The organism is Nocardioides hankookensis (genome assembly GCF_042658885.1).
Classification (GTDB): Bacteria; Actinomycetota; Actinomycetes; order Propionibacteriales; family Nocardioidaceae; genus Nocardioides; species Nocardioides hankookensis.
Genome location: NZ_JBHSRJ010000002.1, coordinates 176,022 through 190,838 on the forward strand (window position 1 = coordinate 176,022; position 14,817 = coordinate 190,838).

General features: G+C 73.0%; 8 protein-coding genes. 6 read left to right on the plus strand and 2 right to left on the minus strand.

Translation table 11 applies throughout. From position 1 onward, the window contains the following. The first annotated feature begins 8 nt into the window (after positions 1–8). The 4 genes from ACFPYL_RS03790 (at position 9) to ACFPYL_RS03805 (ending at position 7,245) form a co-directional block, all read left to right on the plus strand. Positions 9–1,193, plus strand: a complete 1,185-nt coding sequence (locus ACFPYL_RS03790; RefSeq protein WP_379150492.1) for a glycoside hydrolase family 16 protein — start codon at positions 9–11, stop codon at positions 1,191–1,193. Positions 1,194–1,354: 161 nt separating this feature from the next. After that, positions 1,355–2,329: a hypothetical protein gene (locus ACFPYL_RS03795; protein WP_379150494.1), complete on the plus strand. Its 975-nt coding sequence runs from the start codon at positions 1,355–1,357 to the stop codon at positions 2,327–2,329. Positions 2,330–2,396: 67 nt separating this feature from the next. Then, the gene (locus tag ACFPYL_RS03800) at positions 2,397–4,550 is read left to right on the plus strand and encodes an acyltransferase family protein (protein WP_379150496.1); all 2,154 of its coding nucleotides are present in this window, start codon (positions 2,397–2,399) and stop codon (positions 4,548–4,550) included. 97 nt (positions 4,551–4,647) lie between these two features. After that, entirely contained in the window at positions 4,648–7,245 is a 2,598-nt protein-coding gene (locus ACFPYL_RS03805) for a CDP-glycerol:glycerophosphate glycerophosphotransferase (protein ID WP_379150498.1), read from the plus strand. A 9-nt stretch (positions 7,246–7,254) separates the two neighbouring features. On the opposite strand, the gene ACFPYL_RS03810 is transcribed toward ACFPYL_RS03805, so the two are convergent. Continuing rightward, positions 7,255–8,508 (minus strand): nucleotide sugar dehydrogenase, encoded by a 1,254-nt coding sequence (locus ACFPYL_RS03810; RefSeq protein WP_379150500.1) that lies wholly within the window; start codon positions 8,506–8,508, stop codon positions 7,255–7,257. A gap of 85 nt (positions 8,509–8,593) precedes the next feature. Here ACFPYL_RS03810 and wecB point away from each other — a divergent pair, with 85 nt between their 5' ends. After that, a complete protein-coding gene (wecB, locus tag ACFPYL_RS03815; protein ID WP_379150502.1) occupies positions 8,594–9,673 on the plus strand; it encodes a non-hydrolyzing UDP-N-acetylglucosamine 2-epimerase in 1,080 nt (359 codons plus the stop codon). An 8-nt stretch (positions 9,674–9,681) separates the two neighbouring features. On the opposite strand, the gene ACFPYL_RS03820 is transcribed toward wecB, so the two are convergent. After that, positions 9,682–12,873 (minus strand): bifunctional glycosyltransferase/CDP-glycerol:glycerophosphate glycerophosphotransferase, encoded by a 3,192-nt coding sequence (locus ACFPYL_RS03820; RefSeq protein WP_379150504.1) that lies wholly within the window; start codon positions 12,871–12,873, stop codon positions 9,682–9,684. 120 nt (positions 12,874–12,993) lie between these two features. On the opposite strand from ACFPYL_RS03820, the gene ACFPYL_RS03825 reads away from it, so the two are divergent. Further along, complete coding sequence (locus tag ACFPYL_RS03825; RefSeq protein ID WP_379150506.1) at positions 12,994–14,730, plus strand: glycosyltransferase family 61 protein; 1,737 nt, start codon at positions 12,994–12,996, stop codon at positions 14,728–14,730. Positions 14,731–14,817: the final 87 nt, after the last annotated feature.

The following is a 14,817-nucleotide window of genomic DNA, read 5'->3' on the forward strand; positions in this document are numbered from 1 at the left end:
AACCACCTATGAGGGAGTCATCTGTGATCGGAGCTCGAAGGATCGCGCTCAGGACCGGTGTCGCCGGCGTCGTCGCGGCGCTGATCGGCACGACCGTCGTGCAGGCCTGCGGCGTACCCGGCCTCGGCGGGCACGAGGCGGCGAAGCGGCGCGCGGGCACCGGCGCCATCTCCGTGGCCGCGGCTCCCGTCGGGCAGACGCGCACCGGCAAGGCCGGGGTCACGCCTGGTCTGGTGACGTTCAAGCCGGCGCGCCCCGGCCGCGTCGTGCTCATCCAGGGCAAGATCGGCGCCAGGTGGAAGACCGTGTCCAAGACGGTCCAGGACGCCCGAGGTCAGGTGAGCTTCACGGTCTCCAACCCCTCGCTCGCCTACCGTGCGCTCGCCCCGGCGACCAAGAAGGACCGCCAGGTCGTGACCAAGGGGGTGACCTCGGCGAACTGGGGAGCACCGACGTGGCGTGACGAGTTCTCCGGCAGGGGTGCTCTCGACCCCGCGGTGTGGACGACATGGCCGACCAACCGGAACGACGCGAAGCTCAGCTGCTCGGACATGCTGCCCCAGAACGCGACCCGGGAGGGTGGTGTCGCCGTGCTCAAGGTGACGCGACTGCCCGGCGCGAAGGGCAAGAAGACGAAGAAGTGCCCGCACGGCCAGTTCGGCAACGCGATCGTGCAGGCCGACAACCCGGAGCACCTGCTCGCCTACGGCTTCGCGGCCGCGCGGGTGAAGTTCTCCCCGGCGCGGGGTCAGCACAGCGCCTTCTGGCTGGACGTCCCGCAGAGCACCCCGACCGACACGCCGAACTACTACACCGGCGCCGAGATCGACGTCGCCGAGTACTTCGGCGACAAGAGGCCCAACGGTGGGCTCGCCAGCTTCGTGCACCGGGTGAGTCCGACCGGCAAGGTCACGTCGGTCGGCGGTGAGTTCAAGTCTCGGCACCTGCTGCCCCGCAAGAAGGAGTGGTCGCAGGGCTGGCACGTCTACTCGGTCGAGTGGAGCCCCAGCGGCTACATCTTCCGCGTCGACGGCAAGGTCACCTTCAAGACGTCGAAGAACGTCTCGAAGATCGGCGAGAAGGTCGTGCTCAGCGCGCTCACCTCGACCTGGGAGATCCCGGCTCTGAACGTGAAGCAGCTGCCGAACGTCACCAAGTACGACTGGGTGCGGGTCTGGCAGCGACCTTCCTGACCGCCCCCTACGCCGCGCCCGGTGGTGCTCGCCGCATGGCGAGTGCCACCGGGCGTTCGTTGTTGACTAGGCTCGCACCGTCATCTCAGGAAGGACCGCTTGTGTCGTCGCCCTCGTCATCGGTCGCTGCGCCCCGGGTCCGGCCCGGACGTGCGCTGCTCGTGACCACGGACCCGCTGCGGACGCTGGAGGCGCTGGGCGACTCCTTCGAGGACGTGCTGCTGGCCCGGCTGGACCAGGTCCGCGCCGATCTCGACGCAGCCTCAGCCGCCGGCGACATCGTCGTGGTCGTCGACGGCCCGGTCCCCGCCGAGGTGCAGGAGGCGGTCGTCGACCATGTGATGGTGCACTCCGGTGTGCTGCTGGCCCTCGGCGTCCCGCGGGAGAGCGCCTCCCTGGGCGGGGTCGAGCACGCGGGGCTGAAGATCATCGGTGGGGGACGTCTGGGCGATCTCCCCGTGACGTGGTGGGCGGCGGCCTCAGCCGACCCGGTGGATCCGAGCGACCTGCCGGGCGGGCCGACGATCGCGCTCCCGGTGAGCTCCTCGGTCGACCCCGATGCGTTCGGCGCCCGCGCCCAGCTCCTCCGCTCTGAGCTGGAGCTCGCGCGGACCGAGCGCCCGCCGGCCGGTGGGCAGCGCGCCGCCGTGCCGAGGCCCCCGCGCCGCACCGGCGCCGCCGCGGCGCCGAGCGCCGCCCCGGTCGTGGCGCAGCGTCGCCTTCGTCGCCGGCAACGGCTCGCGCTCGCCGCACTCGCGCTCCTCGGTGTGGGCGTGCTCGCCGGCGTCGGTCTGGCGCAGGTCGTCAGCGACCCGGTCGCCGGCCTGACTCTGGTGGCTGCGGCGGCGATCCTCGCACTCCTGCTGTGGGGCGTGTTGGTGCTGCGCCGCCTGGCCGTCCGTCTCGAGGAGCAGGCCGCGCGGCATCGCCGGCTCAGCCGGGAGCTCGACCGCAGCCTGCGACGGCTCACGAAGCGGGTCCAGGTCATCGACACGCGCGGTCTGCGGATGCGCGAGACCCTGCGGGATGTCGAGGCGCGCCTCGCCGTGGTCTCCACCGCTGCCCCCAACGCCGGCCGCGGGCGCCCCAACGCGCCGTACACCGGCGACGGGGACGTCGACAGCGCCTCCCGGTAGGACGACCTCGGCTGGCCCCCTATCCTCGGGAGCCGGTGTGGATCCGCGTCGAGGAGGTGCCAGGGTCATGGCGACGGTCGCGGACCCCGAGGTGGCGACGCGCGACGAGCCGGCAGACCCCACCGGGACGAGCAAGCGGACGGACATCCAGGGCCTGCGCGCGATCGCGGTCGCCCTCGTCGTCGTCTACCACCTGGCCCCGACGACCCTCACCGGTGGTTTCGTCGGCGTGGATGTCTTCTTCGTCGTCTCGGGCTTCCTGATCACCTCCCACCTGCTGCTCCGGCGTCCGAGCCGACCACGGCACCTGCTGGAGTTCTGGGGTCGGCGGATCCGCCGGCTGCTGCCGGCCTCGCTGCTGGTGCTCCTGCTGACCCTGGTCGCCACCAGGCTGGTCGCTCCGGTGACGCAGTGGGACGTCACCGCTCGGCAGAGCGCAGCCGCCGCGACGTACTGGGTCAACTGGCTGCTCGCGAGCGACTCGGTCGACTACCTGGCGGCCGCGGCCGCGCCCTCGCCGGTGCAGCACTTCTGGTCGCTGTCGGTCGAGGAGCAGTTCTACCTGGGCTGGCCGGTGCTCGTGCTGCTGCTCGGTCAGCTCGCCGTGATCACCCGGGTGGCGGGCTCGCTGCCGCGCCTGCGGCTGCTCGTCCTGGCCGGCCTCGGCCTGGTGGTCGCACTCTCGCTCGCGTGGTCGGTGCACCTCACCGACACCGACCCGGCGCGCGCCTACTTCGTCACCACCACCCGGATCTGGGAGCTGGGGCTGGGTGGACTCGTCGCCGGGTTCGTCGTGCTCCGTGAGCCTCCCGGGCGCCGCCTCCCTCCACCGGTCGCTGCCGGCGCCGCCTGGCTCGGGGTCGCGGCGATCGTGACGAGCGGCGTCGCCTACAGCGGCGCGACCCCGTTCCCGGGATGGCAGGCACTGGTGCCGGTCGGTGGCACGGCACTGGTCCTGGGCGCCGCCGCGGGCACGCAGATCTGGTCGCCCGGTCGGATCCTGGCGCTGCCTCCCCTCCAGTGGCTCGGGGACATCTCGTACTCGGTCTACCTCTGGCACTGGCCGCTGATCGTCCTGGTGCCCGCCGTGAGCGGCGACCACCTCGGCGCGCTCGACAAGACTGCGATCGTCGTGGCCACCCTCGTCCTCGCAGCGCTCACGAAGAGGTACGTCGAGGACGCCTTCCGGACGCCGGCGTGGTCGCGTCGACTCGCCAGGACCTACGTCCTCGGCGCCGCCGCGATGGCGGTCGTGCTCGCCGCCTCGGCCCTGCTCGTCGTCAACCTCCACGCCCGGGAGGACGCCGCGCGCCGGGCGCTGGCTCGCGCGCAGCACTCCGACGATCCGTGCTTCGGTGCCGGGGCCCTCGTCGCCTCCCGGCAGTGCCCGCCCAGCCAGGGAGATCCCGTCCCCGCCCCGGTGCTCGCGGCCCTGGACCGCTCCGCCGCCTACCAGGGCTCCGCGGGTCACCGGGACTGCTTCGCCTCGGTGCCCGCCTATCGCACCGTCCGCTGCGTCTTCGGCGACCGTACGGCGGAGCGGACGGTCGTGCTGGTCGGGAACTCGCACGCCGGACAGTGGGTGCCCGCGCTGCATCGGATCGGGCGCCAGCAGCACTGGCGCGTCGTCACCTACCTCTCGTCGCAATGTGCCATGTCGGACGTGCGGCAGCAGTTCGAGACCTCGGAGCAGGCGACGGCCTGCCTGGACTGGGTCCACCGGGTCACCGCGCAGGTGAGCGCCGCCCGGCCCGACCTCGTGGTGCTCGCGAACCGGGTCTCGCTGACGGCCGAGGGGGTCGACGACCTCGCCCACAGCGCCGCGCCGTACGAGCAGGGCTACGAGCAGGTGCTGCGCACCTGGGCGGACCAGCGCCTGCCGGTCGTGGTCCTGCGCGACACCCCGGCTCCGGGTGACGGGGACGTGGCGTCGGTGCCCGACTGCCTCGCCAGCAACGGCGACGACTTCGCCGCCTGCTCCGGGCCGCGCGTCGACTGGGTGCCCGTGGACCCGACCGTCGCGGCGGTGGCCGCCCTCGACTCGCCCGCGGTGCGGCTGGTCGACCTGAACGATCACATCTGCGGTCCAGCGGTGTGCCAGGCCGTCGTCGGCGGGGTCGTCGTCTACTTCGACGGCTCGCACCTGACCGCGACGTACAACCGCACGCTCAGCCCCTTCCTCGAGCCGCACCTCGTCGCCGCGATGGACCGCCGGCCCTGACGGTGCGACGACCGCCGATCGTTAGACTGCCGAGGTCCATCGACGTCGAAGTGAGCCGGAATCTCGGAAGTCGTGCCGGTTGAGGAGTCACCGCCCCATGTCGCCGCGTCCCTCCGGTCCGTCGTTCTCGATCGTGTCCGCGGCCTACGACGTCGCGCCGTACCTCGACGACTTCATCGCCTCGATCGAGGCACAGACCGTCGCTCCGGACCGGTTCGAGGTCGTCGTCGTCGATGACGGGTCCACCGACGCCGGCCTGGCTCGACTGCTGCGCTGGCAGTCGGAGTCCAAGCTCCAGGTGCAGGTGCTGACCAAGTCCAACGGCGGGCAGGCCAGCGCCCGCAGCCTCGGGCTCGAGCACGCCTCGGGGACCTGGGTGACCTTCGCCGATCCCGATGACTGGCTCGCCGCAGACTACCTCGCGAGGATCGGCGACTTCGCCGAGGCGCACCCCGACATCGACATGATGGCCGCCCAGCTGGTCGTGGCCCACGACGAGACCGGCGAGACCCGGCGCCACCCGCTGCGCTCGATGTTCCGCGACGGCGACGTGGCGCGGCGGCTGGAGGAGAGCGGCGACTTCTTCGCCGGCAGCGCGCCCTCCTGCTTCTTCCGGCGCGAGCGCCTGCTCGACGAGGGTCTGCGCTTCGACGACCGGGTCCGGCCCAACTTCGAGGACGGACACTTCACGGCCCGCTACCTGCTCGGGGTCGCGGACCCCGTCGTCGGCTTCATCGGGCGGGCGCGCTACCACTACCGCCGACGGGCTGACGGGACCTCGACGCTCCAGCGCAGCCTCACCGACGCCGGCCGCTACACGAGCGTGCTGCGGCACGGCTACCTCGACCTGCTCCAGCGGGCGGACGAGCGTGGCGGCGCACCGGCCTGGCTCCAGTCCTTCATCCTCTACGACCTGTCGTGGTACTTCAGCAGCGACGAGCGGCTCGGACCGGCGACCGCGGCGCGCGGCCCGGTCGCCGACGAGTTCCACACGCTCCTGGCCGAGATCCTGGGCCACCTCGACCCGAGCGTGATCGAGGGCTTCCGGGTGCGTCCGTTGAAGCGCGAGTGGCGCTACCTCCTGCTGCACGGCTACCGCGGCGACGCGTGGCACGAGGAGCAGGCCGTCGTCACCGGCTACGACGCACGTCGCGAGCTGGTCCGGCTCTCGTACTACTTCACCGGTGCCGCGCCGCACGAGCGGGTCCAGGTCAAGGGCACGACGGTGACGCCGTACGCCGCCAAGATCCGCGACGTCGTCTCCCACGACCGCGTGCTGCTGCACGAGCGCATCCTCTGGGTCTCGGCGCGGGCCTCGATCCGGCTCCGGCTCGACGACCGGGACGTCGTGCTGCACCCGAGCGAGCCGGAGCCGGTCACCCGCACGCTCTTCCCCGGCAGGATCCAGCAGGCGGACGAGCGCAGGCGCGGCGTCGAACGGCAGGCCCGCCTGACGCCCGAGCAGAGCCAGCTGGTGGACAGGGCGCACTCCCGCCAGACGCGTCGTCGTTTCGAGGACGCGTGGGTGCTCATGGACCGCATCCACGACGCCGACGACAGCGGCGAGCACCTCTTCCGCTACCTGCGCCGGGAGCGTCCCGACATCAACGCGTGGTTCGTCGTGGAGAAGGACACCCCCGACTGGCACCGGCTCCGCAAGGACGGCCTCGGCCGTCGCCTCGTCGCCTTCGGGTCCGAGCAGTGGAAGCTGCTCATGCTCAACTGCGTGCACCTGGTCTCGTCGCACGCCGACGACGCCATCCTCGATCCCGAGGAGCTCGGCTTCGCCGACCGGCCCTGGCGCTTCACCTTCCTCCAGCACGGGGTGATCAAGGACGACCTCTCGACCTGGCTGAACCGCAAGCAGATGGACCTGATGGTGACCAGCACGATCCCCGAGCTCGAGTCGATCGTCTCCGACCACACGCCCTACCGGGCGACGCAGGCGGAGACCGTCCTCACCGGGCTGCCGAGGTTCGACCTCCTGCACCGGGCGGGCGCCGAGGTCGGACCCGAGCGCCGCGACCTCCTGCTCGTGGCGCCGACCTGGCGCAACTGGCTGGCGATGCCGTTGATCGACGGCACCCAGCGTCGCCCGGTGCCGGGCGCCGAGTTCTTCGAGTCCGAGTTCTTCCAGCGCTGGATGGCGGTGCTCCGTGACCCCCGGGTGGCCGAGTCGTGCCGTCGTCTCGGGCTGACGATCGGCTTCCTGCCGCACCCGAACCTCAGCGAGGTGCTCGAGGGCCTCGACCTGCCGGACCACGTGCGCCAGGTCTCGTTCGTCGGGACCGACGTGCGTGAGCTCTTCGCCCGCGGAGCCGTGCTCGTCACGGACTACTCCTCCATGGCGTTCAACTCCGCCTACATCGACCGCCCGGTCGTCTACTACCAGTTCGACCGCGAGCGGGTCATCTCCGGCGACCACGTCGGTCGCACCGGCTACTTCGACTACGAGCGCGACGGGTTCGGTCCCGTCACGACGACCCACGACGAGGTCGTGTCCGCCGTCCTCGCGGCGCTGGACCACGGGCCGACGCCGGCCGCGCCGTACGACGAGCGGATCGAGGCGACCTTCCCGGTGCGCGACGGGCGGTGCTGCGAGCGGGTCACCGAGGCCATCCTCGCCCTCGACCGGAAGGTCGGGCAGGCGGCCGCGGCCCGGCCGCTCGACCGGGTCGCAGAGGTCGCGCCCTGACCGCGTTGCCTACAGTCGCTCGACGCCCGGGTGGGTGCTGACGCCGCGGAGGTCGAACAGGCAGCGGGCTCGGGCAGCGATGTCCTCGATGTCGAACGCACTGTGCTGCTGCACCAGCACCGTGACGTCCGCCTCGGCAGCGGCAGCCCCCGGGTCGTCGACGCGAGTGGCGCCTTCGACGACCCAGTCCGGGACATGGGGGTCCGCGTAGCTCACGTGCGCACCGAGTGAGATCAGGACCTGGGCGAGCGGGATCGCCGGCGACTCGCGCTGGTCGGCGATGTCGGGCTTGTAGGTCACGCCGAGCAGCAGGATGGTCGAGCCGTTGACCGGCAGCGCGCGGTCGTTGAGCAGCGACTGGATCCGCTGCGCGACGTAGCGCGGCATCCCGGAGTTGATCTCCTGGGCCAGCTCGACGAACCGGAACGGGTAGCCGAGCTGCTCCTCGACGCGGTGTGAGAGGTAGTTCGGGTCGATCGGGATGCAGTGCCCGCCGACGCCCGGGCCGGGGTAGAACGCCTGGAAGCCGAACGGCTTGGTGCGCGCGAGCCGGATGACGTCCCAGAAGTCGATCGACAGCTCGTGCGAGAAGCGGACCATCTCGTTGACGAGCGCGATGTTGACCTGGCGGTAGGTGTTCTCGAGCAGCTTCGACATCTCGGCCTCGCGGGTGCCGCGGGCGACCACGACCTGCTCGGTGAGCTGGGCGTAGAACGCCTCGGCCCGGCGGGCGCACTCGGCGGTGGTGCCGCCGACGACCTTGGGGGTGTTGGCGATGCCGAACTGCGGGTTGCCGGGGTCGACGCGCTCCGGCGAGAAGGCCAGGGCGAGGTCGGTGCCGACGCTCAGCCCGGACAGCTCCTCGAGGATCGGGCGCAGCACCTCGTCGGTGGTGCCGGGGTACGTCGTGGACTCCAGGACGACGAGCGAGCCGCTGGTCAGGTGCGGCGCGATCGAGGTGGCCGCGGACCGCACCATCGACAGGTCGGGGCCGCCGGCCGGGTCAAGCGGGGTCGGCACGCAGATCACGATCGTGTCGGCCGCGGCGACGACGGCCGGGTCCGAGCTGGCGCGGAACCCGCCGGTCAGCATGGCGGCGACGTCGTCGTCCGAGAGGTCGTCGATGTGCGAGGACCCGTTGTTGAGGCCTGCCACGATGCGCTCGGAGGTGTCCAGGCCGACGACCTGGAGGCCCCGCTCGACGGCGAGCTGGGCGAGCGGCACCCCGACATAGCCGAGTCCGACGACGACTACACTGCCCACTGCTCTGTCCACTCCTCGAGGCTCGACCACGGGTAAGACTCTCACGTCCCGCGCGCCCGAGGAGCCCGTGCCCCGAGAGGAACGCATGTCCGCGCTGGTCCTGCACGTCACCGGTGCCCGACCGAACTTCCCGAAGGCCGCACCGGTGATCGCGGCTCTCGAGAAGCGGTCGGTGCGACAGCTCCTGGTGCACACGGGCCAGCACTACGACGCGAACATGTCGGAGGTCTTCTTCCGCGACCTCGGCCTGCCCGAGCCCGACCTCAACCTGGGCATCGGTTCCGGGTCGCACGCCGTGCAGACGGCGGCGATGATGACGGCGCTCGAGACGGTGTTCCTGGACGAGCGGCCCGACCTGGTCGTCGTGTACGGCGACGTGAACTCCACCCTCGCCGCGGCCCTGGTCGCCTCGAAGCTCGGGATCCGGACCGCCCACGTCGAGGCCGGCCTGCGCAGCTTCGACTGGACGATGCCGGAGGAGATCAACCGGGTCGTCACGGACCGGCTCAGCGACGTCCTCTTCGCGACCAGCGCCGACGCGCTCGTGCACCTGGCCCGCGAGGGCGTCGCGCCCGACCGGATGCACTTCACCGGCAACCCGATGATCGACACCCTGGTGCGGCTGCGGGACCGGTTCGACGGCTCCCGGGTCGTCTCGGAGCTGACGCTGCCCACGGCGTACGCCGTCGCGACGATGCACCGGCCCGGCAACGTCGACGATCCGGCGACGCTGGGCCGGATGGTGACCGCCCTGCGCGAGGTCGGCGACCGGATCGACCTGGTGCTGCCGGTGCACCCGCGCGGGCGGGCCCAGCTCGAGGCGTCCGGCCTCTTCGACCACCCACGGGTGCACGCGACCGAGCCGCTCGGCTACCTGGAGTTCCTGGGCCTGGTCGAGGGCTCGGCCCTGGTCGTCACCGACTCGGGCGGCATCCAGGAGGAGACGACCGTCCTCGGCGTCCCGTGCCTGACCCTGCGGCCGAACACCGAGCGCCCGGTGACGATCACGCACGGCACCAACCGGCTGGTCACGACCGACGACCTCGCGGGGAACGTCGACGCGATCCTCGGGGGCGGCGGACCCACCCACGGCCTGGTGCCGCCGCTGTGGGACGGCGCCGCCGGTGAGCGGATCGCGGACATCGTCGTCGACGTCCTGGCCTGACCTCAGCCTCAGCCGAGCAGGGCCTTGACCACCCGCGCGCCGGCCCGGCCGTCGTGCAGCGCGTTGTGGGTGCGGTTGAGGTCGTCGACCGCTGCGGCGTACCGCTCCTGGAGACCCCCGAGGTCGCGGAGGGCGTCGACCACGTCGTCGAGGTCGCCGACCTGCGGACCGGCCGCGGTGGCGTCGAGGTCGACCGGGGACGGCAGCGCCTCGAGGCGGGCGTCGTGGTCGGGCACGTGGAGGACCGCCGGCCGCCCGGTCAGCGCCCAGTCGAAGCGCAGCGAGGAGTAGTCGAGCACGGCGGCGTCGGCGGCGAGCAGGAGGTCGTTGACCGGCGGGCCGAGCGTCACGTCGACGACCGGGGCAGCGCCTGCCTCCGGCGGCCCCGGACGGCGTACGCCGAGGGTGAGCAGCACGTGGCCGGGCCCGAGCGCGGCGGCCAGGCGCCGTACGTCGAGATCGGCCGACGGCGCGGACCGCAGCAGCGCCCGGGTCGCGCGGTCCCGGCGCTCGGGGGCGTGGAGGACGACGGTGCGTTCGGCGGGGATCCCCAGGCGGGCGAGCACCGTCGCGCGGACGTGGTCGCGGTCCCGGGTGACCAGGTCGTCGGTGTGGGGGCTGCCGGTGACGAGCACCCGGTCGTCGAGCTCGAACGCCTCGCGGTAGAGCGCCGCCACCTCCTCGGTCGGCGCGACCAGGTGGTCCCACTGCTGGCGCCGGCGCTCGACCTCGAGCGCGACCGCGCGGGCGTTCTGCCCGCGGGCCCGCCAGGCGTCGGTCCCGATCGGGACGGTCGGGAAGCCGCTGAAGGTGCGCAGCGTCCGCTGCTGCGGGTGCTTGACGAAGAAGGTGGGCAGGTCGTCGGTCGACCAGAGCAGCGGCGACGCGGCCAGCAGGTCGTGCCACCGGCGGCTGTCCAGCAGCACCGACCCGGTGCCGTCGGGTACGACGATGCTGTGGTCGCGGACCGCCCAGGTGCGCCCGACCTCCGCGTGGGTCGCCGCCAGCGCGGCGTCGAGGGCACGCGATGTCTCGTCGGCGCGCCCGCCTGCGGGCTGGAGGAGCACGTGGGGCACGGCGTCCGGCGGCGTGCTGCGCGCCTGGTGCGCCCGGCGCCAGCGCTGCTGGACGTCCGGCCGGCGCTCCTCGTCGTCGAGCGGGGCGCCGACGACGGCGACCAGGGCGCCGTCCGACCGGAGCCGGGTCGTCAGCCGGAGCTCCGGGTCGACGCGCGAGCGGGGGAGGGTACGGGCGAGGTCGCGGGCGGCGGTGGCCTCCAGCTCTCCGCCGTCGGGGGTCGGCGCCACCAGCGTGTAGCGGCCGCTGGGCGGCGTCGTCGTGGTCGGGAACCGCAGCCGGACCGGGTCGCTGCCCTCGACCGTCGTCGCTGCCAGGTCGAGGTGCTGGCCGCGCCAGCGCGCGGCCGCGAGCTCGGTGTCGCCCGACCCGGTGGCGAGCGCCTCGACGACCAGCTCGCCGGGCGCGTGCTCGACGAGCTGGACCCGCAGGCCCGGCTCCGGTGCGGCGTCCGCAGGTCCGCCGTCGCCGGGGGCGACCCGCAGCCGGAAGCCGCCGGCCGGGTCCCAGCCGGGCGCGACCTCGACGGCGGCGCCGTCGAGGTCGGCGACCCGGGTGGACAGGAGCTGGGCCGGTGAGCCGTCGACGGCGTCGTACACCCCGCCCTCGCGCACGACGTCGCCCTGGCGGAGCCGCAGCCGCAGCGTCCAGGTCGTGCTCGCCTCGCGGAGGAGGTCGGCCAGGTCGACCGTGGCGTCGAAGGCCGAGTGGGGGTAGGTCGCGTGGTCGTCCTCGGCCCACTGGTCGACCTCGGGCTCGACGCGCGCCGCGACCCGGAGGTCGACCACCGACCCGGAGCCCGGGTCGACGAGCCACGCCTCGACCTCCGGCGGACCGTCCGGGGTGCCGAGGCCCGGGACCAGCGCCCACACCGAGACCCGCACCGTCGTGCCGTCGACCTCGACGGCCCGCAGCCCGGTCCGCAGCGCCGTCTCGGAGTCGGCCAGCGCCCAGAGCCCGGGCGGGACGGCGGCGCTGATCTCCGCCGGCAGGTCCGGCACCGCGACGAGCCGGTCGCCGACCGCCCGGACCTCGGGCTGCCGGTGCGTGCGGAAGTGCTCGTCGGCGAGGTCCAGGTCGTCCCAGCGCCGTTCGGCGCACAGCCAGGCGCGCACGGCGCGGTCGTGGCGCACGGTGCGCAGCGCCCGCTCGGTGGCCCGGTCCAGGAAGAGGCGGTACGTCGTGGCCAGGGCGTCGCGGTAGTCGTCCGTGCCGACCAGCGCGTGCGGCAGGAACGGCGGGAAGTCGATGTCGAGGCAGCGGCCGACCCACGCGTCGTACGTCGCCTCGCTGGCCTCGGCCCGGAGCAGGTCGTGCGCCTCCTCCTTCACCGTGATCCGGTCGAGGAGGTTCTGCAGCACCGCCTTCTGCTGGCCGGTGCTCGTCTGGTCCTCGCGCATCCGCCACTGGTAGGTCACCCGGGCGAGCACGTCGAACCGCTCGGCGCGCACGTAGGCCGCCAGCATCGGGACGTGGTCCTCGTAGGCGGTGCGGGAGCCGAAGCCGCCGACCCGGTCGCGCCAGAAGGCGGTCCGGAAGACCCGGTTGCAGGCGATGATGTCCTGCATCGCGGCGGGGAACTCGTCGATCGTCGTCGCCAGGCGGTCGTACTCGTGCACGGTCCGCCCCCAGGCCACGCCCCGGGTGCGGTTGTGCCGGGTCCGCACGGCGGCGCCGACCACGAAGTCGGAGCCCGAGGCGCGCAGGGTGCGCACCATCGCCTTGAACGCCCGCCGGGGCACGGTGTCGTCGGAGTCGACGAACGTCAGGAACGTCCCCCGGGCCGCGTCCACGCCGTGGTTGCGCGCCGCGCCCTGCCCGGCGTTCTCCTGGGTCAGGACGCGCAGGCGCGGGTCGGCGGCGGCGTACCGCTCCAGGATCGCGGGGCAGTCGTCCGTGGACCCGTCGTCGACCGCGATCACCTCGAGGTCGCTCAGTGACTGGCCCAGGACGCTGTCGAGGCACTCGGCGAGGTACGGCGCGACGTTGTAGACCGGGATGACGACGCTCAGCACCGGGGGAGCGGCCGACTCCGGTGCGGCCGGCTCGGCGGCGGCGTCCCGCGACCGGGTCCGGCCACGGAGGACGCCGGTCAGGCGGCGGCGGGCAGCTGGGTCGTTCATCGGCCTGTTCTGAGGGTCCGGCGGAGTGGTGGACCACCCTAGTGCCCCGGAGCCGTGCCCTAAGGTGGGGCGCCGATCCCGGGCGGTAGCCCGGGGCACGAACGGGGAGCGAGGAACGGCGTGGCTGCACGAGCGGGTGGTGGGGTCCGAGCCTTCGCAGGACGGGTACGACGCCGGCTGCGCGGGCACCCGGAGGCCGTCGCGCCCGCCCCCGTCGTCGTGGACGAGGAGCTCCTGGCCCTGGCGGTCGACCTGCTGGGCGATCGCACCGCACCGCGGATCGTGATGGTGGCCGGACCCGGTTCGAAGCCGCTGGTCCGTGCGCTGCGCTCGCGGGTCCCCGGCGCCTCCGTGAAGGTCGTCCCCGCCGAGGCCGGTCCCTCGCGGCGACACCTCGGGGTGACGCTCGACGGGCCGTTCGACCTCGCGCTCGACCTGGTCGGCACCCGCAAGGGCCGGTTGGCCCGCTTCCAGGAGCTCTTCAACCAGCTCACCGTGGGCGGTCACCTCGCGATCGCCGCGGCGGCGGCCGACGCCCCGCGGGCGGGCGAGGAGGCCCCGGAGGGGTCCAGCGCGCTCGCGCCGCTGCTCGCCGGCGCGGTCGACCGGGTGGGCAAGCGGATCCGCCCGGACCGCAAGCGGGTGCCGCTGCGTCGCTACGACGAGCAGGCCGTCGCCGACGCGCTGACGGCCACCGAGGTGCGGGGCGACTACCTGGTGCTCACCAACGGCCTCGGCCCGGCGCACGCGAAGCTGCGCGAGGACGAGGGCATCACCGTGATGCGCAAGCGTCCCGAGCTCGGGCACTCGGTCGTCGAGACCGTCGACGGGCTGCGCTTCACCTCGCGCTGCGAGCTGCAGGAGAACACCCCGACCCGGGGCGCCTTCCAGCCGACCGAGTACGACGCGCCGCCGGCGTACCTGCGCGACTACCGCGGGGTCGTCGTCGCGCCCGGCCAGGTCGTCGCCGACGACCGCGTGCTGTGGCCCGACACCTACCGCCACAACGCCCGCAAGCGGCTGCGCAACAGCCACACCGTCGAGGTGGCGCCCGGCTACGCCCGGCTGCCGTTCCCGACCGACGACCTCCCGCTGCTCGAGGGCACCTACTTCCACCTCGACAACGAGGTCCGCGGCCACTTCGGGCACCTGCTGACCGAGACGGTCTCCCGGCTGTGGGCGTGGCCGCGCGCCAAGGAGCTGGCGCCCGACCTGAAGGTGCTGGTCGCGGCCAACCGCCGCCCCGAGCTGATGTCCTACGAGCTCACGATCTACGCCGCGGCGGGGATCGAGGCCGACGACATCGTGATGATCCGCGAGCCCGTGCGGGTCGAGCGTCTGCTCTCGCCGAGCCCGATGCTGTCGAACCCGGAGTTCGTGCACCCCGCCATCGCGGACACCTGGCGACTGATGGGCGACGCGCTCGCGGCGGACGCGACCGGTGACCTCCGGCCGGACCGGATCTTCTGCTCGCGGCGGATCGCGAAGCGGGCCTGCAACAACACCGACGAGGTCGAGGAGATCTTCCGGGCCGCCGGGTTCGAGGTGCTCTTCCCCGAGGACTACCCGCTCGGCGACCAGATCGCGATGTTCCGCTCGGCCAGCGTGCTGGCCGGCTTCGCGGGCAGCGGTCTCTTCAACGTCTGCTTCGCCCCGGACCCGGTCCAGATGATCATGCTCAGCTCCGACGCCTACTCGGCGCGCAACGAGTACCTCATCGCCTCGGTCCTCGGACACTCGATCACCTCGATCAGCTCGAAGGCCGACAAGCCGGGCGAGTTCCAGTCGTCGTTCACCTTCGACGTCGCCGACGAGGGCCGCTACCTGGCCCAGGTGCTGGCCGCGCTCGACGACTGACCCGTCCGCCCCGGCTGTCCAGCCCAGCGCCCGTGGTCCGGACGGCCTGGGTGAGCGGGATACGATCGGGCGTTCCGCCAGGAGAAG

Bases quoted from the DNA above. Each gene is read 5' to 3' on its own strand.
- ACFPYL_RS03790 (WP_379150492.1), top strand. From the start codon at position 9: ATGAGGGAGTCATCTGTGATCGGAGCTCGAAGGATCGCGCTCAGGACC.
- ACFPYL_RS03805 (WP_379150498.1), top strand. From the start codon at position 4,648: ATGTCGCCGCGTCCCTCCGGTCCGTCGTTCTCGATCGTGTCCGCGGCC.
- ACFPYL_RS03820 (WP_379150504.1), bottom strand. From the start codon at position 12,873: ATGAACGACCCAGCTGCCCGCCGCCGCCTGACCGGCGTCCTCCGTGGC.
- wecB (WP_379150502.1), top strand. From the start codon at position 8,594: ATGTCCGCGCTGGTCCTGCACGTCACCGGTGCCCGACCGAACTTCCCG.
- ACFPYL_RS03800 (WP_379150496.1), top strand. From the start codon at position 2,397: ATGGCGACGGTCGCGGACCCCGAGGTGGCGACGCGCGACGAGCCGGCA.